Source organism: Escherichia ruysiae (assembly GCF_031323975.1).
GTDB lineage: Bacteria > Pseudomonadota > Gammaproteobacteria > Enterobacterales > Enterobacteriaceae > Escherichia > Escherichia ruysiae.
Genome location: NZ_JAVIWS010000001.1, coordinates 264887 through 291622, shown reverse-complemented (window position 1 = coordinate 291622; position 26736 = coordinate 264887). Strand labels below are relative to the sequence as shown.

Here is a 26736-nt window from a genome sequence, read left to right as displayed (position 1 = left end):
TGATTATTTTTATTGAATATTAATTAGTGATATCGCTGATTAATTGCTGCTGCACTTTTTTACGATTATCAATTTCAACCACGATTTCTTTGAATTTTTTATCCGTGAGCGGATAAAACCAGATAATGACGAATGCCAGTAGCATAAATCCGCAAGGTATTAAGGCTATTGATGTACGGATGCCCATAATAACTTCCGGCGTTTGCGCCTGATTGGCGATATATCCGCTTAATCCCAAAATAAAGGCGGGAATTGAACCGCCTATTGCCTGGCCGCATTTGCGGGTAAATGAGAATAGCGAATAGGTAAGCCCTTCAATTCGCACGCCGGTCAGGTATTCACCGTATTCTACGGTATCAGCTTCCAGCGCCCACATCACGGTCATGGTAACGCCCTGACCAATTGAAGCGATGGCTAACGCGACCAACGCCACTGGCAGCGACCAGACGGAAACCCAGAAGAACAGCAAATAACCGCAGGTCCCCAGCAGAGCGCCAATCAGGAAAGTATTCTTTTTACCGATCCTGGCGACCATTCCTGGCACCAGCGGTGCCGACGCCACTGTACCGACCAGGTTTTGCACCAGTACCAGTACAGTAAACAGACCGGTGTCATTCAGCACATAGCGAACATAGAACAACGACGATGCGCTGACCGCGAAGGTCGAAATCAGCACACACAGTGCACCGATGCACAACATAAACAGCGGACGATTCCGTTTCAGCGTTTGCAGACTGATCTTCAAGGACGGCTGCGCCACGATACGTACCACATTCTCACGCGTCGATTTGAAGCAGATGAAGTAAAGCACCATACCGGCAATTGCCAGTACAATCGTCCAGAAATGGTACACCGACACCATCTCCTCCGGGCTGGAGTTTTTAATGCTCGGTCCTATCAGAAAAGCCAGACAGACAAATGTCAGCGAAGCGGCAATTCCTCGAGCCGCGCCCAGACGGGCGCGGGACTGCGGTTGTTGGGTCATCGCGGTAGCAAGTGAACCATAAGGAATATTCACCAGGCTGTAGCAAAGCCCGAGACCCATGTAGGTCAAATATGCATACACAACTTTGCTGCTATGACTCCAGTCGGTCGGCACCCAGAATACCAGCACGCTGAAGATCATTAACGGCGCAGTACCGAAGAGTAAAAACGGGCGGAATTTTCCCCAGCGGGTATTCACACTGTCCACCACTCGTCCGGCAAAGACGTCGGCGAAGGCATCGAATACCCGCACCAGTAACAGCATGGTGCCCGCCGCAGCGGCACCGACGCCAGCGACGTCGGTGTAGTAACTCAACAGGAAGAGCGCCCCCATTGCGAAGGCGAAGTTATTGGCGACGTCACCGAGGCTGTAGCCGACGATGGTGCGCCAGGAGAGTTGTTGATTCATTGTTTGCCTCCCTGCTGCGGTTTTTCACCGAAGTTCATGCCAGTCCAGCGTTTTTGCAGCAAGAAAGCCGCCGACTTCGGTTTGCGGTCGCGGGTGAAGATCCCTTTCTTGTTACCGCCAACGCGCAAAATGCCCTGCGAGGTTGCAAAATCGGCGAAATTCCATACCTGTTCACCGACGACGGCGCTGACGCGATCAAAGACGCGGTGATACATATCCAGCCATGCACACTGATACTCTTCACTCCACATGTCGGTGTACATCGAGTGCAGACCGGCTAACGTATCCACGCCGTATTCGGTGATGATAATCGGCTGATGCAGTTTCTCCTGCCAGGCCAGAAGTTCTTTTTCCAGTACCTTCTCTGCCGTTTCCAAATCGCCGCTTTGTACATACCAACCGTAATAACGGTTAAGACACAGCACATCGAAGAGATCGCTGATGGTATCGGTGTGAGCGTCGCAGAACATCACATTGACGCAGGTGATCGGTCGCGTCGGGTCGAGTTTACGCGTTGCTTCCGCCAGTGGCGCGAAATATTCCCGTGCACCTTGCGGGCGGGTATCCGGTTCATTGGCAATGCTCCACATCACCACGCTAGGGTGGTTTTTGTCACGCGCAATCAGTTCTTTAATCGCCTGTAAGTGCGCTTGCTGGGTTTCCCCGTTGACCGCCTCTTCGCTGTAGAGTTCTTTCGGCTTGTTGCCCGCTTCGAAACCAATGCCTAAAGAGAGGTTAAAGCCGACAGCTGCAGTTTCATCAATCACCACAATGCCATGTTCGTCTGCCCAGTCGAGCATCTCTTCAGCGTAAGGGTAATGCGAGGTACGGTAAGAGTTGGCTCCAATCCAGTCCATTAATGCGTGATCGTGCACCATCAGCACGTTATCGAATCCTTTGCCGCGCAAATCCGCATCTTCATGACGGCCAAAGCCAGTAAAGTAGAACGGTTTGTGGTTGATCAGGAACTGTTCGCCCTTCACTGCCACTGACCGGATGCCGACGCGCAGCGGGTAGATATCACACTCTGTCTGGCTTTTGGCTGTGACGCACAGTTCATAGAGATAACCTTCACCCGGTTGCCAGAGGTGCGGATTCACCACTTGCAAAGTCCCGCTGGTGCCTTGTCCAGTTGCAACCACCTGTTGATCCGCATCACGCAGTTCAACGCTGACATCACCATTGGCCACCACCTGCCAGTCAACAGACGCGTGGTTACAGGCTTGCGCGACATGCGTCACCACGGTGATATCGTCCACCCAGGTGTTCGGCGTGGTGTAGAGCATTACGCTGCGATGGATCCCGGCGTAGTTAAAGAAATCATGGAAGTAAGACTGCTTTTTCTTACCGTTTTCGTCGGTAATCACCATTCCCGGCGGGATAGTCTGCCAGTTCAGTTCGTTGTTCACACAAACGGTGATACGTACACTTTTCCCGGCAATAGCATATGGCGTGACATCGGCTTCAAACGGCGTATATCCCCCCTGATGCTCCATCACTTCCTGATTGTTTACCCACACTTTGCCGTAATGAGTGACCGCATCGAAACGCAGCACGATACGCTGGCCCGCCCAACCTTTAGGTATAAAGACTTCGCGCTGATACCAGACGTTACCCACATAATTACGAATATCCGCATCGGCGAACTGATCGTTAAAACTGCCCGGCACAGCAATTGCCCGGCTCTCTTGTAATGCGCTTTCCCACCAACGCTGATCAATTCCACTGTTTTCGCGATCCAGACTGAATGCCCACAGGCCGTCGAGTTTTTTGATTTCACGGGTTGGGGTTTCTACAGGACGTAACATAAGGGACTCCTCATTAAGATAAAAATACTGGTCAACCTTTAATCTGATTAGTTAACCAATTTTGTGATGTACACAGTTATCTGTGAGAAACCCATGGAAGAGAAATGGAAATAAAAAGAACTGACACCGCGATCAAAAAACCAAAAACTGCAATACCCACAGCGTGATACGGATCGCATTAATCTTTAAAACAGCGTTGACAGAAGCCACAAAATAAGCAATCGAACGTTCATTCGAATAGATTTTAAATGGTAAATTCACGTGTCATATGGCTACTGTGTATGTGTTAACGGTGGTTTTGTGACGAAACGGAAAGAGTTTCTATGCAGGATTAAGCGGGCCAGTCTTCACCGCCCCGCGAAAAGACAGAATCAGGATGCAGTTAAAATACCACCAATCATCGCGCGTAATCCCCGGGCGAATGACGCTTCACAAGCCAGGTCTTCGGCTTCGATATCGGCCAGTACGCCATAGGTCAAATCCAGCAGTAAGCGAGAGGTCATTGCCGTGTTGATGTCAGGGTTTATCTCACCTTTTTGCTGGGCATCGCGCATACGCTGGGCGATAAACTCCGTAATCGTCAGATGCTTATTCTTAAGCATGGCGGCGACCTGTGGATTGCGCATCCCTTCCGCCATAATCTCGACCACCAGCGCCCGCTGTCCAAAGGCTTCATGAGTGAGAGAAACTATCGACTCGACCATATAGTCAACGAAATGAATCCCTTCGATAGGTTCGCGGAAGCGGATCACCGCCCTCTCCTGATCCTGAAGGATAATCGCCTGAATCAGGGCTTCTTTAGAAATGAAATGGTGATAGAGCGTTCCTGGGCTTATGCCGCAAGATTTACAGATGGCTTTCATCGAGGCACTGTGAAATCCATTTTCTGAAAAAATCTCTCTGGCAGCATTGAGGATCCGGGTCCGTGTCGGTTGTGCTTCAGTCTGCATGTTATCCATCGTTAAACCATTATAGTTAGCGTGAATAAGTAGTTTACCGCTTTGCCATGCAAGCGCCTAACATTGCAGGTCAAATGTGCGAAGCCCCCCGCATTCGAGTATTATTCACACGATAATTGGTCAACCAGTAATCGAAATATAGCAACCACTAGCGAGATAGATGCATTTTTCTGATAACCCATCAGCATCGGAAAACAACGCTGAGTTGCGTTGTTTTCCGGGTTATTCGAATTAATTGAGTTCCTGTACCCCACCGCCGGAGACAGTGAGAATTTGTCCGCTTATCCAGCTGGCTGCGGGTGAACACAAGAACAACGCCGCATTAGCAATATCTTGCGGTTGGCCCAGACGTCTGATTGGCGTGTGTTGCAACATTTTTTGTTCGATTTCTGGTGTAATAACGGATTTGAGGGCATCCGTTAATATTGCTCCCGGCGCAATACCATTCACCCGAATATTTTTCTCACCCAGGTCAAACGCCATATTCCTGACCAGATGACTGGCCGCAGCTTTAGATGACGCATACGAGGTCATGTTTTTATTTTTATTTTCTGCCGCCATGGAAGTGATAGTCAGAATAACGCCACCGCCATTTTTTTCCATTTCTGGCGCAATGAGTTGTGAAAGATGGAAAAAAGAAAAGACATTCAGTTCATAAGCGCGGCGAAAATCTGCCATTGGCATATCAAACGGTTTAGGACCACCGCCACCGGCGTTGTTAACCAGGATATCAACTTTACCCAGCTTACTGACGGCAAAGTCTGCCAGTGCAGAGAGTTCCTGTTCGGAAGTAATATCACAACGGCAGGCAAATGCCTCACCACCCAGTTGTTGAATTTCATCTACAACATGGTTAGCTGCGTCGGCGTTAATATCACTGACCACCACAGATGCGCCAGCTGTCGCGAATGTAATGGCAATTTCTTTACCAATACCTGCACCGGCACCTGTGATGATGGCACATTTTCCGTCGAGTCTCAGGTTGTCAGAATTAAACACATAAACCTCCTGTGAACTTCAGTAAAAATAAAAGGCACCGCCTGTGTGCCACATTTTTTATCATTAACCTTGAGGAAAGGACACTACCAGGTATAGCAGATAAAGAGAGGATTATTTCGCCGCAATGAGCCGGGCGGGAATAATAAGATTGCGTGAGTGCGTCTCTTCATGGGTGATTTTTTGCATCATGCGATCCGCAAGTGTTGTACCAAGTTCCCGCGCAGGTGTACTTGCCCAGGTAACGGGTATGTCATCAAGTGTGGTTTGCGTCGCATCGGTAAATGCCGCCAGCGAAACCTGTTGCTCAAAGTAACGATCGACTCCGCTCTCCCCGCTTTGCCGCCCTGCTTTCAGCAAACCAAACCATGCCCCCATCGCAATAGTTTCGTTATAGCAAACCACGGCGCTGATAGTCGGGTTACGGCGCAAAAGTGCTGTGATAGCTTCCGCAGCTTGTTTCTGGCTGGAAGTGCACTCCAGTACCCAATCGCTGTGAAACGGCAGGCCAAATTTTAATAATGTCGCGCAATATCCCCCCACCCGCTCCGCGCGGGTTAATGAGGAACTTTGCCCTCCCAACCAGGCGATACGCTGATGTCCATTGCGAATGAGATGCTCCGTCAATAACTGCGCAGCCTGCATGTTGTCCGGGCGAACCGTATCGACATCATCAAGATAACTGGCACGGGAAGCGAAAATCACCGGGATACCTTTTTCTTCTGCCATCCGCCGCAGGCCATCGCTGCTTCCCGCCGCACCGGCAATCACTACACCATCGACGCCCTGGTTGAGCAACAGTGAGAACCGCTGTGCCAACTGCTCGCCGTCTTTACCGCCGTGAAGCAAAAAAACCATCCGCCCCTGCGCCTCCAGAGCTTCCGTCAATCCGGCCGTTAATTCAGCGTAAAATGACGTAGATAAATCACGGACGATCAAACCAATGACGCCGCTTTGCCCGCCGCGCAGTGCCGACGCCTGGCGATTGCGCACAAATCCCAGCTCTTCAATCGCTGCGTTAACCCGTTCCCCCGTAGCGGTAGATATTCGTCCTTTCCCGCTAAGTACCAGCGAAACGGTACTGACCGACACGCCCGCAGCCAGCGCAACATCATGAATGGTGATTTTTTTGGCGGTAGCCATACAGATGACCTACTCCCTGATTTTTGTGACAGATAAAACGTTTTACCTTTAATTTATCTTATACCCGCTATTATCGTCGCGTAATGTGATTTATGCCTCACTAAAGTTTGATAAAACGTTTTATCTTCTCGCGCAATTTATTGAATCCAGACTGTTCTTAACAAGGAGTCGTTTTATGACGGCGAAAACAGCACCGAAAGTCACGCTGTGGGAATTTTTCCAGCAGTTAGGCAAAACCTTTATGTTACCCGTCGCATTGCTGTCGTTTTGCGGCATTATGTTAGGGATTGGTAGTTCCCTTAGTAGCCATGATGTCATCACCCTCATCCCGGCATTGGGTAACCCCGTGTTGCAGGCTATATTTACCTGGATGAGTAAAATTGGCTCGTTCGCTTTTAGCTTTCTGCCGGTGATGTTCTGTATTGCGATCCCGCTAGGGCTGGCGCGCGAGAACAAAGGCGTAGCGGCATTCGCTGGTTTCGTGGGTTATGCGGTAATGAACCTGGCGGTTAACTTCTGGTTGACCAATAAAGGCATTCTGCCAACCACAGACGCCGCCGTTCTGAAAGCCAATAACATCCAGAGCATTCTTGGGATCCAGTCGATCGACACCGGGATCCTCGGTGCGGTGATCGCCGGTATTATCGTCTGGATGCTGCATGAGCGTTTTCATAATATCCGCCTGCCGGATGCGCTGGCATTCTTCGGCGGTACCCGCTTCGTGCCAATTATCTCCTCGCTGGTGATGGGGCTTGTCGGTCTGGTGATTCCGTTAGTCTGGCCGATTTTTGCCATGGGTATTAGCGGCTTAGGTCATATGATCAACAGCGCGGGTGATTTCGGACCTATGCTGTTTGGTACGGGTGAACGTCTGCTATTGCCGTTTGGTCTGCATCACATTCTGGTGGCATTAATTCGCTTTACTGACGCGGGCGGCACGCAGGAAGTCTGTGGACAAACCGTCAGCGGCGCACTCACCATCTTCCAGGCGCAATTAAGCTGCCCGACCACTCACGGTTTCTCTGAAAGCGCCACGCGTTTCCTCTCCCAGGGTAAAATGCCTGCGTTCCTCGGCGGTCTGCCAGGTGCTGCATTAGCCATGTATCACTGTGCTCGCCCGGAAAACCGTCATAAAATTAAAGGACTACTCATTTCTGGCCTGATCGCCTGTGTTGTTGGCGGCACCACCGAACCGCTGGAGTTCTTGTTCCTGTTCGTAGCGCCAGTTCTCTACGTCATCCACGCGCTGTTAACCGGCCTCGGCTTCACCGTCATGTCTGTGCTCGGCGTCACCATCGGTAATACCGATGGCAATATCATCGATTTTGTGGTGTTCGGTATTTTGCATGGCCTGTCGACTAAGTGGTACATGGTGCCAGTGGTGGCGGCAATCTGGTTTGTCGTTTACTACGTCATCTTCCGTTTCGCTATCACCCGCTTCAATCTGAAAACACCGGGTCGCGACAGTGAAATCGCCAGCTCAATCGAAAAAGCCGTTACCGGTGCGCCGGGTAAATCGGGTTACAACGTTCCGGCAATCCTCGAAGCCTTAGGCGGTGCCGACAATATTGTCAACCTGGATAACTGCATTACCCGTCTGCGTTTGTCAGTGAAAGATATGTCGCTTGTTAATGTACAGGCGCTAAAGGACAATCGGGCAATTGGCGTAGTACAACTTAATCAACATAACCTGCAGGTTGTTATCGGGCCGCAAGTTCAGTCAGTAAAAGACGAAATGGCTGGTCTGATGCGTACTGTTCAGGCATAAGGATAAAATATGTTCGATTTTTCAAAGGTCGTGGATCGTCATGGGACATGGTGTACACAGTGGGACTATGTCGCTGACCGTTTCGGCACTGCTGACCTGTTACCGTTCACGATTTCAGACATGGATTTTGCCACCGCCCCCTGCATTATCGAGGCGCTTAATCAACGTCTGATGCACGGTGTATTTGGCTACAGCCGCTGGAAAAACGATGAGTTTCTCGCGGCTATTGCCCACTGGTTCTCCACCCAGCATAACACCGCCATTGATACGCAGTCGGTGGTTTATGGTCCTTCTGTTATCTATATGGTGTCGGAATTGATTCGCCAGTGGTCTGCTGTCGGTGAAGGTGTAGTGATCCATACCCCAGCTTACGACGCATTTTACAAAGCCATCGAAGGTAATCAGCGCACCGTGATGCCCGTTGCTTTAGAGAAACAAGCAGACGGCTGGTTTTGCGATATGACCAAACTGGAAGCGGTGTTGGCAAAACCGGAGTGTAAAATTATGCTCCTGTGTAGCCCGCAGAACCCCACCGGTAAGGTCTGGAGTTGTGACGAACTGGAGATAATGGCAGACCTGTGCGAGCGGCATGATGTGCGCGTTATCTCCGATGAAATCCATATGGATATGGTATGGGGCGAGCAACCGCATATTCCCTGGAGTAACATGGCGCGCGGAAACTGGGCGCTGCTGACCTCTGGCTCAAAAAGCTTCAACATACCCGCTCTGACCGGAGCCTACGGCATCATTGAAAATAGCGATAGTCGCGAGGCGTATTTATCGGCACTGAAAGGTCGCGATGGATTGTCCTCACCAGCCGTACTGGCGCTTACCGCCCATATTGCCGCCTATCAACAAGGCGCGCCGTGGCTGGATGCCTTACGTGTCTATCTGCAAGACAATCTGACATATATCGCAAATACGATGAATGCAGCATTCCCGGAACTCAACTGGCAGCTACCACAATCCACTTATCTGGCCTGGCTTGATCTACGTCCGTTGAATATCGACGACAACGCATTGCAAAAAGCCCTGATTGAGCAAGAAAAAGTAGCGATCATGCCGGGATATACCTACGGTGAAGAGGGTCGTGGCTTTGTTCGTCTCAATGCCGGATGCCCGCGTTCAAAACTGGAAAAAGGTATTGCCGGTTTGATTAACGCCATCCGAACTGTACGCTGATTACGATTGCGCAACGTAAATAATCGTTGCGCAATCGTAGATTTTTACCCGGTTTTGTTTTTATAATGGTGCGCACTTTTATATACAGAAAAAGAGTGCGACCATGATTGATACCACCCTGCCATTAACCGATATCCATCGCCACCTTGATGGCAACATTCGTCCCCAGACCATTCTTGAACTTGGCCGCCAGTATAATATCTCGCTTCCTGCACAGTCCCTGGACACGTTGATCCCTCACGTTCAGGTCATCGCCAACGAACCCGATCTGGTTAGCTTTCTGACCAAACTTGACTGGGGCGTTAAAGTTCTTGCCACGCTCGACGCCTGCCGTCGCGTGGCGTTTGAAAATATAGAAGATGCTGCCCGTAATGGCCTGCACTATGTTGAACTGCGTTTTTCGCCGGGTTATATGGCGATGGCGCATCAGTTGCCTGTCGCAGGCGTCGTTGAAGCAGTCATTGATGGCGTACGTGAAGGTTGCCGCACCTTTGGCGTGCAGGCGAAACTTATCGGAATTATGAGCCGAACCTTTGGCGAAGCCGCCTGTCAGCAAGAGCTGGAAGCATTTTTAGCTCATCGCGATCAGATTACCGCACTGGATTTAGCCGGTGATGAGCTTGGTTTCCCGGGGAGTCTGTTCCTTTCTCACTTCAATCGCGCGCGTGATGCAGGCTGGCATATTACTGTCCATGCGGGCGAAGCCGCCGGGCCAGAAAGCATCTGGCAGGCTATTCGTGAACTGGGGGCGCAGCGTATTGGACATGGCGTAAAAGCCATTGAAGATCGGGCGCTGATGGATTTTCTCGCTGAACAGCAAATTGGTATTGAATCTTGTCTGACCTCAAATATTCAGACCAGCACCGTAGCGTCTCTGGCGGCACATCCGCTGAAAACGTTCCTTGAGCATGGTATTTGTGCCAGCATTAACACTGACGATCCAGGCGTACAGGGCGTGGATATCATTCACGAATATACCGTTGCCGCGCCGGCTGCTGGGTTATCCCGCGAGCAAATCCGCCAGGCGCAGATTAATGGTCTGGAAATGGCTTTCCTCAGTGCAGAGGAAAAACGCGCACTGAAAGAAAAAGTAGCGGGGAAATAAGAACATGCCTGATAAGACGCGTAAGCGTCGTATCAGGCATTAAACTCATCAAGAATGTCTACATTATTTACGCCAGACACAGCGTCGCGCGATGTTTGGCGGATTCAATGCCCAGCTCAATCAGCTCCATCACCTGGATTGCCTGACTTGCCGGAACCGGATTTTCTCCATCGCCATTCAACGCATCACGAATAGCAGCATAGTAAGCCGGATAATTTCCCGGCACCGTCAGCAGTGTTTCTTCGACACGTTCTTCACCTTCAACGCGGGTAAGTACGCCGTCACGCATATCGTAGCCCCAATCCTCTTGTGGCAGACGCTCGCCATTTTTCAAGCGTTCTTCCTGTGGATCGAGGCCATATTTAATATAGCTGCCGCGAGAGCCATGAACGATATAACGCGCCGACTCTGCCGCCGCCAGCATAGTGCCGTGTAAAATAACCCGCCGTTGTGGATAGGACAAAATGGCGTGGAAATAATCGGTCGACTGCGCTCCTGGACGTAACTGTGCTAAATCCACGGTCATGCTGACAGGTAAGCCAAACAACGTAATGGCCTGATCGAGCAGATGCGGTGCCAGATCGTACCAGATACCGCTGCCAGGACCGCCCTGTTCACGCCAGCGATCGCGTACCTGCGGACGGAAACGATCAAAATGTGACTCAAAGTAAGCAACCTCACCCAGCACACCTTCCGCAAGTAATCCTTTCAGCGTCAGAAAATCACTGTCCCAGCGACGGTTATGAAACACGGACAACACGCGTCCAAGGCTTTTTGCCAGCGCATCCAGTTCTCGCGCTTGTGACAGTGTCACGGTAAAGGGCTTATCAACGACTACGTGTTTACCCGCTTCCAGCGCCGCTTTCGCTAACGGAAAATGAGTATCGTTGGGCGTAGGAATGACAATCAGGTCAATATTGGGATCATTAAAGAGATGCTTCGGTTCAGAGACAACCGTAACCGTTGGCCAGTCGGCCTTTACTTTTGTTTCGTCACTGCTGGAGATAACTGCCAGCTCCAGCCCGGGCGTGCCCGCAATCAGGGGCGCATGGAAGGTTTTACTCGCATAACCGTACCCAATCAACCCAACACGGATGTTGTCGCTCATGTCATTGCCTCTCATTGAAGTATGATTGCTATTTGACACTATCCTTTACCCTCTCTCAACAGTTTAATAACCTGCCAGCAATAAGGGATGTTATTTAACTTAAGTCAAAAAAATAGCTAATTTTCCGAAGGAAAAAGATAAATATCGCAAAAACATCAGTAAAAATCTTGCTGGCGCAATTATTGCTAAGTAACATTTACGGCCTTAGTTAATGGATCAATCAACATAGATGTGGGCAGTAATGAATCGTCTTATTGAATTAACAGGTTGGATCGTTCTTGTTGTTTCAGTCATTCTTCTTGGCGTGGCGAGTCACATTGACAACTACCAGCCGCCAGAACAGAGTACCCAGGTGCAACACAAGTAATCTCTGCGTTTGCAAGACAACATGCAGCCATTCGGGTGCATGTTTTAACTTGACAGGTATTTAAACCAGGAATTTATTATCTTGCTCGATGGAGTTGACGATTGTCAGGAATAGTAAAGCGCGTTACTCTTTTATTAGCAGTATTTCATCCCTGAATATTTGCCATCAGCACATTCTTATTATTGTTATTGCAAAAGCGTTCACCGCTGGTGAAATTTTATCATAACATATAATGCCTACCACTTTGGTATTAGTTATTTTATGGATCTTTTATGACTGCTCAGGAATACTTATTAAAGTTTCGTAAAATCAATTCTCTCGAAAGTCTGGAAAAACTCTACGACCACCTTAATTACACCCTGACGGACGATCAGGATATTATCAATATGTATCGCGCAGCCGATCACCGCCGTGCTGAACTGGTCTCTGGCGGTCGATTGTTTGACCTTGGACAGGTTCCAAAGTCCGTCTGGCACTATGTTCAATAAAGAAAGTAGCGATTGGTTATAAAAGCCTTATAATAACGCCCCTAAAATTAGATTTGCCTGTTTGCTGTCGCTATTCTGGAGAACGTATGATCACCACAACGCCACAACGTATTGGAGGCTGGTTGCTTGGGCCATTGGCCTGGCTGTTAGTCGCCCTATTGAGTACGACGCTGGCGTTGTTGCTGTACTGTGCAGCGTTATCCTCTCCTCAAACATTTAAAACGCTCGGCGAACAAACAATGACGACGCAAATCTTATGGGGCGTTTCGTTTATTACCGCTATTGCCATGTGGTATTACACCTTGTGGTTAACTATCGCGTTCTTTAAACGCCGGCGTTGTGTTCCTAAACACTATATTATCTGGTTACTGATTTCCGTATTACTGGCGGTTAAAGCCTTTGCGTTTTCGCCAGTTGAAGATGGTGTCGCCGTTCGCCAGTTGCTGTTTACTTTGCTGGCAACCGCATTGATCGTCCCCTATTTCAAACGCTCGTCGCGGGTGAAAGCGACGTTTGTGAATCCGTAATAACCTTACAGTTAACCTGTTGTCGCCTGCTCTGGATTAACGGATAATAGGCGGCTTTTTTATTTCAGGCCGAAAAATGACTGACTACCTGTTACTGTTTGTCGGAACTGTACTGGTCAATAACTTTGTACTGGTCAAGTTTCTGGGGCTTTGCCCGTTTATGGGCGTTTCCAAAAAGCTGGAAACCGCAATGGGCATGGGGCTGGCAACAACATTTGTGATGACGCTGGCGTCTATTTGCGCCTGGCTTATCGACACGTGGATTTTGATCCCGCTCGATCTGATTTACCTGCGCACCCTGGCCTTTATTCTGGTGATTGCTGTGGTCGTGCAGTTCACCGAGATGGTGGTACGTAAAACCAGCCCGGTGCTTTACCGACTGCTGGGGATTTTTCTACCGCTTATCACCACCAACTGTGCGGTGCTCGGCGTGGCATTGCTGAATATCAATCTCGGACACAATTTCTTGCAGTCGGCACTGTACGGTTTTTCTGCTGCTGTCGGCTTCTCGCTGGTGATGGTGCTTTTCGCCGCCATTCGCGAACGCCTTGCTGTGGCTAATGTCCCGGCACCTTTTCGCGGTAATGCCATTGCTCTCATTACCGCAGGTCTTATGTCTCTGGCCTTTATGGGCTTTAGTGGTTTGGTGAAGTTGTAATGAATGCTATCTGGATTGCCGTTGCCGCCGTGAGCCTGCTGGGTCTGGCGTTTGGCGCCATTCTGGGTTATGCCTCCCGCCGTTTTGCGGTGGAAGACGATCCGGTCGTTGAGAAAATTGACGAAATCTTACCGCAGAGCCAGTGTGGGCAGTGCGGTTATCCTGGCTGTCGCCCCTATGCTGAAGCCATCAGCTGTAACGGTGAAAAAATCAACCGCTGCGCCCCTGGCGGCGAAGCTGTAATGCTAAAAATTGCCGAACTGCTTAATGTCGAGCCGCAGCCGCTGGATGGCGATGCGCAAGAGTTGACGCCTGCGCGGATGGTGGCGGTTATTGATGAAAATAACTGTATTGGCTGCACCAAGTGCATTCAGGCGTGTCCGGTAGACGCCATCGTTGGCGCTACCCGTGCCATGCATACGGTAATGAGTGAGCTCTGTACGGGCTGCAATTTATGCGTTGACCCGTGCCCGACGCACTGCATCTCGTTGCAACCGGTCGCAGAAACGCCTGACTCCTGGAAATGGGATCTGAACACCATTCCCGTGCGCATTATTCCCGTGGAACACCATGCTTAAGTTATTCTCTGCATTCAAAAAAAATAAAATCTGGGATTTCAACGGCGGCATCCATCCACCGGAGATGAAAACCCAGTCCAACGGTACTCCCCTGCGCCAGGTTCCACTGGCGCAGCGTTTTGTCATTCCACTGAAACAGCATATTGGCGCTGAAGGTGAGCTGTGCGTTAGCGTCGGCGATAAAGTATTGCGCGGCCAGCCGCTTACCCGTGGTCGCGGTAAAATGCTGCCAGTTCACGCGCCAACGTCTGGCATTGTTACGGCTATTGCGCCCCACTCTACGGCTCATCCTTCAGCCTTAGCTGAATTAAGCGTGATTATTGATGCCGATGGTGAAGATTGCTGGTTCCCACGTGACGGCTGGACCGATTACCGCTCACGCAGCCGGGAAGAATTAATTGAACGCATTCATCAGTTTGGCGTCGCCGGGCTGGGTGGTGCGGGCTTCCCGACAGGCGTTAAATTACAGGGCGGCGGCGATAAAATCGAAACCTTGATTATTAATGCCGCCGAGTGCGAACCGTATATTACCGCCGATGACCGTCTGATGCAGGATTGCGCAGCTCAGGTGGTGGAAGGCATTCGCATTCTTGCGCATATCTTACAGCCGCGCGAAATTCTTATTGGTATTGAAGATAACAAACCGCAGGCGATTTCCATGCTTCGCGCGGTGCTGGCGGATTCCCACGATATTTCTCTGCGGGTGATTCCAACCAAATATCCTTCCGGCGGCGCCAAACAGTTAACGTACATCCTGACCGGGAAACAAGTGCCGCACGGCGGTCGCTCGTCGGATATCGGCGTGTTAATGCAAAACGTTGGCACGGCTTACGCAGTAAAACGCGCAGTAATCGATGGTGAACCGATTACCGAGCGCGTGGTGACGCTGACCGGAGAAGCGATTGCACGTCCAGGCAACGTCTGGGCGCGTCTGGGTACGCCGGTGCGTCATTTATTGAACGATGCCGGATTCTGCCCTTCTGCCGATCAAATGGTGATAATGGGCGGCCCACTGATGGGCTTTACCTTACCGTGGCTGGATGTACCGGTAGTTAAAATCACCAACTGCCTGTTAGCTCCGTCCGCCAGTGAACTGGGCGAACCGCAGGAAGAACAAAGCTGCATCCGCTGTAGCGCCTGTGCCGATGCCTGCCCTGCGGATCTTTTGCCGCAGCAGTTGTACTGGTTCAGCAAAGGTCAACAGCACGACAAAGCCACCACGCATAACATTGCCGACTGCATTGAATGCGGTGCCTGCGCGTGGGTTTGCCCGAGTAATATTCCCCTGGTGCAATATTTCCGTCAGGAAAAAGCCGAGATTGCCGCCATTCGTCAGGAAGAGAAACGCGCCGCAGAAGCTAAAGCGCGTTTTGAAGCTCGTCAGGCACGCCTGGAACGCGAAAAAGCGGCGCGTCTTGAACGACATAAGAGCGCAGCAGTCCAACCGGCAGCCAAAGACAAAGATGCGATTGCTGCCGCACTGGCACGTGTGAAAGAAAAACAAGCTCAGGCCACGCAACCGATTGTGATTAAAGCGGGTGAACGCCCGGATAACAGCGCGATTATTGCGGCACGGGAAGCCCGTAAAGCACAAGCCAGAGCAAAACAGGCAGAATTGCAGCAAACTAACGACACCGCAACCGTTGCTGATCCACGTAAAGCGGCAGTAGAAGCCGCAATTGCTCGAGCTAAAGCACGCAAGCTGGAACAACAACCTGCTAACGAATTGCCGCAGGAACAGGTTGACCCGCGCAAAGCCGCTGTCGAAGCTGCTATCGCCCGCGCCAAAGCACGCAAGCTGGAGCAGCAGCAGACAAACGCAGAACCAGAAGAACAGGTTGACCCGCGCAAAGCCGCTGTCGAAGCTGCTATCGCCCGTGCCAAAGCACGCAAACTGGAACAGCAGCAGGCAAACTCAGAACCAGAAGAACAGGTTGACCCGCGCAAAGCCGCCGTCGAAGCCGCTATTGCCCGCGCCAAAGCACGCAAGCTGGAGCAGCAGCAGGCTAACGCAGAACCAGAAGAACAGGTTGACCCGCGCAAAGCGGCAGTTGCTGCGGCTATCGCCCGCGTTCAGGCCAAAAAAGCCGCTCAGCAAAAGGTTGTAAACGAGGACTAAATGGTATTCAGAATAGCTAGCTCCCCTTATACCCATAACCAGCGCCAGACATCGCGCATTATGTTGCTGGTACTGATCGCAGCCGTGCCCGGAATCGCTGCGCAACTTTGGTTTTTTGGCTGGGGTACTCTCGTTCAGATCCTCCTGGCGTCGGTCAGTGCACTTTTAGCCGAAGCTCTTGTGCTGAAACTGCGCAAACAGCCTGTTTCCACAACCTTAAAAGATAATTCGGCGCTTTTAACAGGGCTGTTACTCGCCGTAAGTATTCCGCCCCTCGCACCATGGTGGATGGTCGTGCTGGGTACGGTGTTTGCGGTGATCATCGCTAAACAGTTGTACGGCGGTCTGGGGCAAAACCCGTTTAACCCGGCGATGATTGGCTATGTGGTCTTACTGATCTCCTTCCCGGTGCAGATGACCAGCTGGCTGCCACCGCATGAAATTGCGGTCAACATCCCTGGCTTCATCGACGCCATACAGGTTATCTTCAGCGGTCATACTGCCAGCGGCGGTGATATGAACACGCTACGCTTAGGTATTGATGGCATTAGCCAGGCAACGCCACTGGATACGTTCAAAACTTCTGTCCGCGCCGGTCATTCGGTTGAGCAGATTATGCAGTATCCGATCTACAGCGGTATTCTGGCGGGTGCTGGTTGGCAATGGGTAAACCTCACCTGGCTGATTGGCGGCGTGTGGTTGCTATGGCAGAAAGCGATTCGCTGGCATATTCCGGTCAGCTTCTTAGTAACGCTGGCGTTATGCGCAACGTTGGGCTGGTTGTTCTCACCAGAAACACTGGCATCACCGCAAATTCACCTGCTGTCTGGCGCGACCATGCTCGGCGCATTCTTTATTCTGACCGATCCGGTGACCGCTTCTACGACCAATCGTGGTCGTCTGATTTTCGGTGCGCTGGCGGGCTTATTAGTCTGGTTGATCCGCAGTTTCGGCGGCTATCCTGACGGCGTGGCTTTTGCTGTCTTGCTGGCGAACATCACGGTTCCTCTGATCGATTACTACACGCGTCCGCGCGTCTACGGCCATCGCAAAGGATAAACCATGCTGAAAACTATCCGAAAACACGGTATTACACTGGCGCTGTTTGCTGCGGGTTCAACAGGTTTAACGGCGGCCATCAACCAGATGACCAAAACGACGATTGCTGAACAGGCCAGCCTGCAACAAAAGGCGTTATTTGATCAGGTGTTGCCAGCCGAACGCTATAACAATGCGCTGGCGCAGAGTTGCTACCTGGTGACGGCACCAGAGTTAGGTAAAGGTGAGCATCGGGTTTACATCGCTAAACAGGATGACAAGCCGGTAGCCGCCGTTCTGGAAGCGACCGCGCCGGATGGCTATTCCGGTGCGATTCAGCTACTGGTCGGAGCCGACTTTAACGGCACGGTACTTGGCACTCGCGTGACAGAACATCACGAAACGCCAGGGCTTGGCGATAAAATCGAACTGCGCCTTTCAGACTGGATCACCCATTTTGCGGGTAAAAAAATCAGCGGTGCTGACGACGCGCACTGGGCGGTGAAGAAAGATGGCGGTGATTTTGACCAGTTTACTGGGGCGACCATTACGCCTCGCGCGGTGGTGAATGCGGTAAAACGCGCCGGATTGTACGCTCAGACGTTACCGGCACAACTTTCTCAACTTCCTGCCTGTGGAGAATAAACCGTGAGCGAAATTAAAGATGTTATTGTTCAGGGGTTATGGAAGAACAACTCCGCACTGGTTCAGTTGCTTGGCCTCTGCCCACTGCTGGCGGTCACGTCCACTGCCACCAACGCTCTGGGTTTAGGGCTTGCGACGACACTGGTGCTGACGCTTACCAACCTGACTATCTCGACGCTGCGTCACTGGACGCCAGCTGAGATCCGTATCCCCATTTACGTCATGATCATCGCCTCGGTGGTCAGCGCCGTACAGATGCTGATCAACGCCTACGCCTTCGGCCTGTATCAATCGTTAGGGATTTTTATTCCACTGATTGTCACTAACTGTATCGTTGTGGGTCGCGCTGAAGCCTTCGCCGCCAAAAAAGGTCCGGCGCTTTCGGCTCTTGATGGTTTTTCGATAGGCATGGGCGCAACCTGCGCAATGTTCGTGCTGGGTTCACTACGCGAAATCATCGGCAACGGAACGTTGTTTGACGGTGCCGATGCGCTGTTGGGTAACTGGGCAAAAGTATTGCGGGTGGAGATCTTCCACACTGATTCCCCTTTCCTGCTGGCAATGTTACCACCAGGCGCATTTATTGGTCTGGGACTGATGCTGGCAGTGAAATATCTGATTGATGAAAAAATGAAAAAGCGCCGCGCTGAAGCAATCGCCGAACGCGGCTTGCCGAACGGTGAAACAGGGAATGTCTGATGAACAAAGCAAAACGCCTGGAGATCCTCACACGTCTGCGTGAGAACAATCCTCACCCCACAACCGAGCTTAATTTCAGTTCGCCTTTTGAATTGCTGATTGCCGTACTGCTTTCCGCTCAGGCCACCGATGTCAGCGTTAATAAGGCGACGGCGAAGCTCTACCCGGTGGCTAATACGCCTGCGGCAATGCTCGAACTGGGTGTTGAAGGCGTAAAAACGTATATCAAAACTATTGGGTTATATAACAGCAAAGCGGAAAATATCATTAAGACCTGCCGTATCTTACTGGAACAGCATAATGGCGAAGTTCCGGAAGATCGCGCGGCGCTGGAGGCCTTACCCGGCGTTGGACGTAAAACAGCTAACGTGGTGTTGAATACCGCTTTCGGCTGGCCGACCATCGCTGTAGATACCCACATTTTCCGGGTCTGCAACCGCACCCAATTTGCGCCAGGAAAAAATGTCGAGCAGGTTGAGGAAAAATTGCTGAAAGTGGTTCCGGCAGAATTTAAAGTCGATTGCCACCACTGGTTAATTCTTCACGGGCGTTATACCTGCATTGCCCGCAAGCCGCGCTGTGGCTCCTGCATTATTGAAGATCTTTGTGAATACAAAGAGAAAGTTGACATCTGACACAAATAGATGGTGTCGTCTACCCATCCATTACCTTTCCTTATCTTCTTCAAAAACATCCCTCTAACGTTAATGATGCCGCCTCGCTGCGGCATCATCAGGCAATCCGTTTGTGAATAACCAAAAATGCAGGTTAATTGTTTTTTTAATAGCGAAATTTTCTATCTATTCGTGATCAAGATCACACTGATACTGAAATGTAAAAACAATGCATTTTAAAAGTTAAATTTGACAAAGCATTGATTCAATCCGTCCTGAAACCTACAAAACATTACACTGGCTATTTTTCAGATAATGGACTATCCCACTACATAAAACACCTTATAGCAGAACATATCGCCAAACTGGAATTATTACCCTATCTCAGTAGTGAAAAAATCTGCCTTTACGTTTTTTGAAAAATTTAACGCTGGATAACATTTCCCGGAGCCGATGAATTCTCCACGCCAGTTATATGTAACAGATTATTACAAAGGACTTGTCTGAAAGTGCAAGATAGTGAACATTACCTGCCGTTTCCCCTCCCACTATAACAATTGCGCGTATGTTTTTTAGACATCACGCGAGAAAGCACCCCCGTTAATATGGGATGTAAAAAAAGAGGTAAAAGTGTCCACTGCAAACCAAAAACCAACAGAAAGCGTCAGTTTGAACGCTTTCAAACAACCGAAGGCGTTCTATCTCATCTTCTCGATTGAGTTATGGGAACGTTTTGGTTATTACGGCCTGCAAGGAATTATGGCTGTCTACCTGGTTAAACAACTGGGTATGTCTGAAGCGGATTCAATCACCCTTTTCTCTTCCTTTAGCGCCCTGGTTTATGGTCTGGTCGCTATCGGCGGCTGGTTAGGTGACAAGGTACTGGGTACTAAACGCGTTATTATGCTTGGTGCTATTGTACTGGCCATTGGTTATGCGCTGGTTGCATGGTCTGGTCACGACGCCGGTATCGTCTATATGGGTATGGCGGCTATTGCCGTAGGTAACGGCCTGTTTAAAGCCAACCCGTCTTCGCTGCTCTCTACTTGCTATGAGAAAAACGACCCGCGTCTGGACGGTGCATTTACCATGTACTACATGTCCGTCAACATCGGTTCTTTCTTCTCTATGATTGCAACCCCATGGCTGGCTGCCAAATATGGCTGGAGCGTCGCGTTCGCCCTTAGCGTAGTAGGTCTGTTAATCACTATCGTTAACTTCGCCTTCTGCCAACGCTGGGTTAAGCAGTACGGCTCAAAACCTGACTTTGAACCAGTCAACTACCGTAACCTGCTGCTGACCATTATTGGTGTTGTAGCCCTGATCGCAGTTGCAACCTGGCTGCTGCACAACCAGGAAGTAGCACGTATGGCGCTGGGCGTTGTTGCCCTGGGTATCGTGGTTATCTTCGGTAAAGAAGCGTTCGCCATGAAAGGTGCTGCGCGTCGTAAAATGATCGTCGCCTTCATCCTGATGCTTGAAGCAATCATCTTCTTCGTGCTGTACAGCCAGATGCCGACGTCGCTGAACTTCTTTGCGATTCGTAACGTTGAACACACTATTCTTGGTCTGGCCGTCGAGCCAGAGCAGTATCAGGCGCTGAACCCATTCTGGATCATCATTGGTAGCCCGATTCTGGCCGCTATCTATAACAAGATGGGCGATACCCTGCCGATGCCGACCAAGTTTGCAATCGGTATGGTGATGTGTTCTGGTGCGTTCCTGATCCTGCCGCTGGGTGCGAAATTCGCGTCTGACGCCGGTATCGTTTCTGTAAGCTGGCTGGTAGCTAGCTACGGCCTGCAGAGTATCGGTGAACTGATGATCTCTGGTCTGGGTCTGGCGATGGTTGCACAGCTCGTTCCGCAGCGTCTGATGGGCTTCATTATGGGTAGCTGGTTCCTGACCACTGCCGGTGCAAACCTGATTGGTGGTTATGTTGCGGGTATGATGGCTGTTCCGGATAACGTAACCGATCCGCTGATGTCGCTGGAAGTGTATGGTCGCGTGTTCTTGCAGATTGGTGTCGCCACTGCCGTTATTGCTGTGCTGATGCTGCTGACCGCGCCGAAACTGCATCGCATGACCCAGGACGATGCTGCAGACAAAGCGGCGAAAGCTGCCGTAGCGTAAATTTCAGGGAAACTCTTTTACAAGCCGCTAACTTTTCGTTAGCGGCTTTTTTTTTGTTCAGCAACGCACTACCATACTTTAAACCACAGCCAAAAGGAGTTACCGATGAAACTGTTCTACAAACCGGGCGCCTGCTCTCTTGCTTCCCATATCACCCTGCGTGAGAGCGGAAAGGACTTTACGCTCGTCAGTGTGGATTTGATGAAAAAACGTCTCGAGAACGGTGATGATTACTTTGCCATTAACCCTAAGGGACAGGTTCCTGCGTTGCTACTGGACGATGGTACTTTGCTGACGGAAGGCGTAGCAATTATGCAGTATCTTGCTGACAGTGTTCCCGACCGCCAGTTGCTGGCATCGGTAAACAGTATTTCTCGCTATAAAACCATCGAATGGCTGAACTATATCGCCACCGAATTGCATAAAGGGTTCACACCACTGTTCCGCCCGGATACCCCGGAAGAGTATAAACAGGCTGCCCGTGCACAACTGGAGAAAAAGCTGCAGTATGTTAACGACGCGCTGAAAGATGAGCACTGGATCTGCGGGCAACGTTTCACCATCGCTGACGCCTATCTGTTTACGGTTCTGCGCTGGGCATACGCGGTGAAACTGAATCTGGAGGGTTTAGAGCACATTGCAGCCTTTATGCAGCGTATGACTGAAAGACCGGCGGTGAAAGCCGCGTTGACGGCGGAAGGCTTGCAGTAATCGTCATCGGCCCACAGGAAGCTGTGGGCCGAGGTATTTCAGAGCTTCGTTGCGCTGAAATAGTGTTCCGGTTTGGCTATACGATCTTGCGCGGCAACCACCTGCAGTTCATATTCCTGCATTGCTTTGGTGGTTACCATAATTTCGTATACTGCCGCCGTCACGTGTTCCAGTGCCTCCTGCAGCGTTGCCCCCTGCAACAATTTCACCAGCAGTAAACCGCTCGTCACATCACCAACACCTACCGGCTGGCGCATACCGAAATCGACCAGCGGACGGCTGATATGCCAGGCTTCATCAGCAGTAACCAGCAGCATTTCAAAACGATCTGTGCTGTAGCCCGCACGTGCAAGGTGTTTAACCAATACGATTTGTGGCCCTTGCGCAATAAGCTCACGCGCAGCGTTAACGGCCTCTTCGACGTTATGTACTGGATGTTCACAAAGAATTTCCAGCTCGACCAGATTCGGCGCGATGATATCGCTGGCTGGCATACCGTGACGGACATGAAATTCCGCCACGCCTGGCGCAACGATGCAACCTTTTTCCGGGTGCCCCATTACGGGATCGCAAAAATATTTCGCTTGTGGATTCGCCGCTTTTACCTGACGGACAATACCGAGGATATGTTCGCCCTGCTCCGCCGATCCCAGATAACCACTGAGTACGGCATCACAGGTGTGTAATTTATCAATGGCGGCAATGCCCTGCACAATTTCGGTTAAATGGCTGGGCGGCATCACACAGCCAGTCCATTTGCCGTATTGAGTATGATTAGAAAATTGAACGGTATTCAGCGGCCAGACATTCGCGCCCAGGCGGCGCATCGGAAACTCTGCCGCACTGTTACCCGCATGACCATAAACAACGTGAGACTGGATAGCGAGAATATTTTTCATTGTGCTCCCTGTATAAAAATCAGGGGAGTGATTTCTCACTCCCCCTTTCCACTTAGTGCATTATTTCCAGCAAATCAGACAGTAATTCTTTTTGCCGCGACGCAGTAAGGTATAACGACCAAACAGGCGATCTTCTTCTTTAAAGAAGTATTCAGGATCGGACTGTTTTTCACCGTTAATGGTGATGGCATTGGAGGCGATAGTTTTACGCGCCTGACCACGGGACGGTTGCAGTTCAGAATCGACCAGCGCCTGCATCAGATCAGCGCCTTTTTCCATCTCAACCATCGGTACGCCGTCCTGCGCCAGCTGTTCAAAGTCCGCTTCGCTAAGCACACTCAAGGAACCGCTGAACAGACATTCGGTAATACGTTTCGCGGCTTGCAAACCTTCTTCACCGTGAACCAGACGCGTCACCTGCTCCGCCAGTACATACTGGGCGCGCGGTGCTTTGCCGCTGTTTTTATCTTCTTCTTCGAGGGCATTGATCTCTTCAATGCTCATGAAGGTGAAGAACTTCAGGAAGCGGTAAACGTCGGCATCAGCGGTGTTGATCCAGAACTGGTAGAACTTGTACGGACTGGTCTTCTTCGGATCCAGCCATACTGCGCCGCCTTCAGTTTTACCAAATTTGGTGCCGTCAGCCTTGGTGATCAGCGGAACGGTCAGGCCAAACACCTGATTCTGATGCAGGCGACGGGTCAGATCGATACCAGAGGTGATGTTACCCCACTGGTCAGAGCCGCCAATCTGCAACGTAACACCATACTGTTTATTCAGACAGGCAAAGTCATAGCCCTGCAACAGGTTGTAAGAAAACTCGGTGAACGAAATACCCTGATCTTCACGGTTGAGACGCTGCTTAACCGCTTCTTTGTTGATCATCTGGTTAACGGAGAAGTGCTTACCGATATCGCGCAGGAAGGTCAGCACATTCATATTGCCGAACCAGTCATAGTTGTTCGCGGCGATAGCAGAGTTTTCTCCACAGTCGAAATCGAGGAACGGGGCAACCTGCTTGCGGATTTTGTCCACCCACTCCTGAACAGTTTCTTCGGTGTTCAGCTTACGCTCGGCAGCTTTGAAGCTTGGGTCGCCAATCAGACCTGTCGCGCCGCCTACCAGCGCAACCGGCTTGTGGCCCGCCTGCTGGAAGCGTTTCAGGCATAACAATGGAACAAGATGCCCCAAATGCAAGCTGTCAGCGGTAGGATCGAAGCCGCAATAGAGCGCGATCGGGCCTTGCGCCAGTCGCTCTGCTAACGCTTCTTCGTCCGTCACCTGGGCCACCAGCCCCCGCTCTTGCAATTGTTTAATCAAGTTACTGCTTGCCATCAAAATCTCCATGTATATAACGACTGCACCTTTGCCGGTACACGACTTTTCGCCAGATGCGAAAGAGACATAGAATAAAGTGCCGGAATCAGGAGTGCCAGCGATTAAAGCAAGATTTTTGCATCTTTTCAGGGTGCGAGACGATCGATTTTCCACGCCTCATTTTCACGCTGGTACAAAAAGCGGTCATGCAGACGATGCTCACCGCCCTGCCAGAACTCAACCTGCTCAAGACTTACGCGAAAACCGCCCCAGAAACTCGGTAACGGGACGTCGCCCTGCTGAAACTTCTGCTTCAGCTCAAGGAATTTGCTCTCAAGGATCCCTCGCGCGGAAATACGGCTGGACTGCTTAGATACCCACGCGCCAATCTGGCTATCGCGCGGACGACTATGAAAATATTTCATCACTTCGAGAGTCGAAAGACGCTCCGCTTTACCGGTCACCATCACCTGGCGTTCAAGAGTATGCCACGGGAAAAGCAGGCTAACGCGCGGGTTATTTTCGATTTGATGCGCTTTGCGACTGCCGAGATTGGTGTAAAACACCATCCCTTTTTCGTCGTAATGTTTGAGTAACACGATGCGCTGATAAGGCTGACCATGTTCATCAACGGTTGCGACGACCATCGCGGTGGGGTCAACCAGTTTGGCTTCACAGGCCTGGGAGAGCCAGCGTTCAAAAAGGGTTAAAGGATCGGCGGGAAGATCGCGGCGGCGTAAACCGCCTTTGGTGTATTCACGGCGCAGATGCGCGATTTGCTGCAATTCGTCGTTATCAGACATGGTTTTCTTTACGGATTGTCAGTGGGTGACGCTATTGTGCGCCGCCCCTGGAAAAATCTCAACGCTGCGGATTTTGTAACTGACAGTTATTCAAGACGATGCGGTCACGCTTATAGACCGTTGCCTCATCACCTTTTGACCAGAAAACATAAATGCCATCGGTATAACGTGCGCCAGAGGCTGAAATGCCCTGTTTAAGGTGAATTAATTGATTGTCGTAGACAAAACTGACTTCCTGACGCGGATTATTCAGTTTTACCGTCAACGGTTTTTCATCACACTGGTATTCCAGCGTATCAGTTTGCATACGTTCAACCAGTTGATTAAACGCGCCACAGCCAGTGAGAAGCACCGGCAAACAGATCAGTAACAGTTTTTTCATAAACACATCCCGAAGACTTTCCTGGTCCGGAGAGCAAAACGCTCTCCTCAACTTCCAAGTGTAACGGCAGACGCAGTAGGAAAAATTCAGTTAACTCTGATATCGCGGGTTTGCAGGGAAAATTGCGCCCAGCACCGTCGCCTCGCTTGCGCCGGTGACCGAAGGCAGGTTGCCTGGCAGCCCCGCCAGCGTCCGCCAGGCAAGCCACGCGAAGGCCAATGCTTCCATGTCATCACCACTAATGCCGACGGCGTCAGTGGTAGTCACTTCGGTTCCTGGCAGCAAGGCAGCAAGTCGCGTCATCACCAATGGATTACGGCTTCCGCCACCACAGACCATCAAACGATCGCAGCCGCCACTCAATAATACCTGTTCAGAAATGGTCACGGCGGTAAGTTCCGCCAGCGTCGCCTGGACATCACGCGCATCAACACCCGGGAAATGGCGCAAATGCCGTTCCAGCCAACCGTAGTTAAAGTATTCGCGCCCGGTGCTTTTCGGCGCGGATTGGGAAAAATACGCATCACTAAGCATATTCTGCAACAGGGGCAAAATGACTTTCCCCCCCCGCGCCCACTCAGCGTCTTTATCGTAAGGTTTACCGGCCTGACGCCAGATCCACGCATCCATCAACATGTTACCCGGCCCGGTATCGTACCCCCCCACCGGCTGCCCTGGAATCAACAACGACAAATTGGCGATACCACCAATGTTGAGAACCATTCGCCGCTCTGTCGGATGAGCCAGTAATGCGTGATGAAACGCTGGCACCAGCGGCGCCCCCTGCCCACCTAAGGCAATATCGCGACGGCGAAAATCACCAACGACAGTAATTCCAGTGTGCGCCACAATTTGATTGTTATCACCAATCTGTAGAGTATGCGGTGCAACGCCAGTAGGTTCGTGCCAGACAGTCTGTCCGTGACACCCGATGGCGACGATATCTTTTGGCTGCAAATTTTCTTGCTTGAGCAGTGCGTTAACGGCATCGGCAAACAAGCGACCAAGTTGAGTATCCAGTTGACCGAACTGAGAAAGCGTAAGCTGCTGCCCCTGACAAATATCCAGTACTGCTTGTTTAAGTGATGGGGGAATCGGCCAGCTCAAACTTGCCAACTGCGCCACCCTGTGTTCATCGATAGTCGCCAGTACAACATCGACACCATCCAGACTAGTGCCTGACATTACGCCAATAAAGCGGCCTGATTTCATAGTCCATCCTTTTTCAACCTGTCGTTTGCGCTCCACTCAAACACAAACCTCTCACGAATTCCATGCATGAGCGCCGATTTTTAC

At 50.9% G+C, this 26736-nt stretch carries 26 protein-coding genes; 15 read left to right on the top strand and 11 right to left on the bottom strand.

What is annotated here, in order from left to right:
- Positions 1-19: 19 nt before the first annotated feature.
- The 5 genes from uidB to malI form a co-directional block, all read right to left on the bottom strand.
- A complete protein-coding gene (uidB, locus tag RGV86_RS01555) occupies positions 20-1393 on the bottom strand; it encodes a glucuronide transporter (protein WP_001075886.1) in 1374 nt (457 codons plus the stop codon).
- Positions 1390-3201, bottom strand: coding sequence for a beta-glucuronidase (gene uidA / locus RGV86_RS01550; RefSeq protein ID WP_137598436.1), 1812 nt, complete (start codon positions 3199-3201; stop codon positions 1390-1392). The genes uidB and uidA overlap by 4 nt, the downstream gene beginning before the upstream one ends.
- Positions 3202-3572: 371 nt before the next feature.
- Entirely contained in the window at positions 3573-4160 is a 588-nt protein-coding gene (uidR, locus tag RGV86_RS01545; protein ID WP_000369705.1) for a DNA-binding transcriptional regulator UidR, read from the bottom strand.
- 231 nt (positions 4161-4391) lie between these two features.
- Positions 4392-5159 carry a 7-alpha-hydroxysteroid dehydrogenase gene (hdhA, locus tag RGV86_RS01540; protein ID WP_085460698.1) on the bottom strand — a complete coding sequence of 256 codons (768 nt, stop codon included), beginning with the start codon at positions 5157-5159 and terminating at the stop codon, positions 4392-4394.
- Positions 5160-5270: 111 nt separating this feature from the next.
- Positions 5271-6299 carry a mal regulon transcriptional regulator MalI gene (gene malI / locus RGV86_RS01535; protein WP_000179525.1) on the bottom strand — a complete coding sequence of 343 codons (1029 nt, stop codon included), beginning with the start codon at positions 6297-6299 and terminating at the stop codon, positions 5271-5273.
- 175 nt (positions 6300-6474) lie between these two features.
- Between malI and malX the strand changes: the two genes are divergently transcribed.
- The 3 genes from malX to add all read left to right on the top strand — a co-directional run bounded on the left by malX (position 6475) and on the right by add (position 10354).
- Positions 6475-8067 carry a PTS maltose transporter subunit IICB gene (gene malX, locus RGV86_RS01530; protein ID WP_085460697.1) on the top strand — a complete coding sequence of 531 codons (1593 nt, stop codon included), beginning with the start codon at positions 6475-6477 and terminating at the stop codon, positions 8065-8067.
- A 9-nt stretch (positions 8068-8076) separates the two neighbouring features.
- Entirely contained in the window at positions 8077-9249 is a 1173-nt protein-coding gene (gene malY, locus RGV86_RS01525) for a bifunctional maltose regulon transcriptional repressor/cystathionine beta-lyase MalY (protein WP_085460696.1), read from the top strand.
- Between the two features lie 103 nt (positions 9250-9352).
- Positions 9353-10354 carry an adenosine deaminase gene (gene add, locus RGV86_RS01520; RefSeq protein WP_000567476.1) on the top strand — a complete coding sequence of 334 codons (1002 nt, stop codon included), beginning with the start codon at positions 9353-9355 and terminating at the stop codon, positions 10352-10354.
- Between the two features lie 67 nt (positions 10355-10421).
- Here the strand turns inward: add and RGV86_RS01515 are convergent, their stop codons facing one another.
- A complete protein-coding gene (locus tag RGV86_RS01515) occupies positions 10422-11462 on the bottom strand; it encodes an oxidoreductase (protein ID WP_001282509.1) in 1041 nt (346 codons plus the stop codon).
- A gap of 241 nt (positions 11463-11703) precedes the next feature.
- Between RGV86_RS01515 and blr the strand changes: the two genes are divergently transcribed.
- The 12 genes from blr to gstA all read left to right on the top strand — a co-directional run bounded on the left by blr (position 11704) and on the right by gstA (position 22039).
- Positions 11704-11829 (top strand): division septum protein Blr, encoded by a 126-nt coding sequence (gene blr / locus RGV86_RS01510; protein ID WP_032155957.1) that lies wholly within the window; start codon positions 11704-11706, stop codon positions 11827-11829.
- 272 nt (positions 11830-12101) lie between these two features.
- Positions 12102-12317 carry a transcription modulator YdgT gene (gene ydgT / locus RGV86_RS01505; RefSeq protein ID WP_000126621.1) on the top strand — a complete coding sequence of 72 codons (216 nt, stop codon included), beginning with the start codon at positions 12102-12104 and terminating at the stop codon, positions 12315-12317.
- A gap of 86 nt (positions 12318-12403) precedes the next feature.
- Positions 12404-12844: a DUF2569 domain-containing protein gene (locus RGV86_RS01500; protein WP_010348242.1), complete on the top strand. Its 441-nt coding sequence runs from the start codon at positions 12404-12406 to the stop codon at positions 12842-12844.
- 76 nt (positions 12845-12920) lie between these two features.
- On the top strand, positions 12921-13502 hold the full coding sequence (rsxA, locus tag RGV86_RS01495; protein ID WP_000133182.1) for an electron transport complex subunit RsxA: 582 nt from the start codon (positions 12921-12923) through the stop codon (positions 13500-13502).
- Positions 13502-14080 (top strand): electron transport complex subunit RsxB, encoded by a 579-nt coding sequence (gene rsxB / locus RGV86_RS01490; RefSeq protein ID WP_000991800.1) that lies wholly within the window; start codon positions 13502-13504, stop codon positions 14078-14080. The genes rsxA and rsxB overlap by 1 nt, the downstream gene beginning before the upstream one ends.
- On the top strand, positions 14073-16199 hold the full coding sequence (gene rsxC, locus RGV86_RS01485; RefSeq protein ID WP_137598438.1) for an electron transport complex subunit RsxC: 2127 nt from the start codon (positions 14073-14075) through the stop codon (positions 16197-16199). The genes rsxB and rsxC overlap by 8 nt, the downstream gene beginning before the upstream one ends.
- On the top strand, positions 16200-17258 hold the full coding sequence (rsxD, locus tag RGV86_RS01480) for an electron transport complex subunit RsxD (protein ID WP_032225245.1): 1059 nt from the start codon (positions 16200-16202) through the stop codon (positions 17256-17258).
- A gap of 3 nt (positions 17259-17261) precedes the next feature.
- The gene (gene rsxG, locus RGV86_RS01475) at positions 17262-17882 is read left to right on the top strand and encodes an electron transport complex subunit RsxG (protein WP_000920784.1); all 621 of its coding nucleotides are present in this window, start codon (positions 17262-17264) and stop codon (positions 17880-17882) included.
- 3 nt (positions 17883-17885) lie between these two features.
- Positions 17886-18581 (top strand): electron transport complex subunit RsxE, encoded by a 696-nt coding sequence (gene rsxE, locus RGV86_RS01470; protein ID WP_001289640.1) that lies wholly within the window; start codon positions 17886-17888, stop codon positions 18579-18581.
- On the top strand, positions 18581-19216 hold the full coding sequence (gene nth / locus RGV86_RS01465; protein ID WP_001030339.1) for an endonuclease III: 636 nt from the start codon (positions 18581-18583) through the stop codon (positions 19214-19216). The genes rsxE and nth overlap by 1 nt, the downstream gene beginning before the upstream one ends.
- Positions 19217-19825: 609 nt before the next feature.
- On the top strand, positions 19826-21328 hold the full coding sequence (gene dtpA, locus RGV86_RS01460; RefSeq protein WP_000100947.1) for a dipeptide/tripeptide permease DtpA: 1503 nt from the start codon (positions 19826-19828) through the stop codon (positions 21326-21328).
- Between the two features lie 105 nt (positions 21329-21433).
- Complete coding sequence (gstA, locus tag RGV86_RS01455; protein ID WP_000765736.1) at positions 21434-22039, top strand: glutathione transferase GstA; 606 nt, start codon at positions 21434-21436, stop codon at positions 22037-22039.
- 38 nt (positions 22040-22077) lie between these two features.
- Here the strand turns inward: gstA and pdxY are convergent, their stop codons facing one another.
- The 5 genes from pdxY to anmK all read right to left on the bottom strand — a co-directional run bounded on the left by pdxY (position 22078) and on the right by anmK (position 26652).
- On the bottom strand, positions 22078-22938 hold the full coding sequence (gene pdxY, locus RGV86_RS01450) for a pyridoxal kinase PdxY (RefSeq protein ID WP_085460694.1): 861 nt from the start codon (positions 22936-22938) through the stop codon (positions 22078-22080).
- Positions 22939-22998: 60 nt separating this feature from the next.
- The gene (tyrS, locus tag RGV86_RS01445; RefSeq protein ID WP_085460693.1) at positions 22999-24273 is read right to left on the bottom strand and encodes a tyrosine--tRNA ligase; all 1275 of its coding nucleotides are present in this window, start codon (positions 24271-24273) and stop codon (positions 22999-23001) included.
- Positions 24274-24401: 128 nt separating this feature from the next.
- Positions 24402-25058: a pyridoxamine 5'-phosphate oxidase gene (pdxH, locus tag RGV86_RS01440; RefSeq protein ID WP_001282324.1), complete on the bottom strand. Its 657-nt coding sequence runs from the start codon at positions 25056-25058 to the stop codon at positions 24402-24404.
- Between the two features lie 58 nt (positions 25059-25116).
- Positions 25117-25440 carry a C-type lysozyme inhibitor gene (gene mliC / locus RGV86_RS01435; protein ID WP_000734947.1) on the bottom strand — a complete coding sequence of 108 codons (324 nt, stop codon included), beginning with the start codon at positions 25438-25440 and terminating at the stop codon, positions 25117-25119.
- 90 nt (positions 25441-25530) lie between these two features.
- A complete protein-coding gene (anmK, locus tag RGV86_RS01430; protein WP_085460692.1) occupies positions 25531-26652 on the bottom strand; it encodes an anhydro-N-acetylmuramic acid kinase in 1122 nt (373 codons plus the stop codon).
- Positions 26653-26736 lie beyond the last annotated feature (84 nt).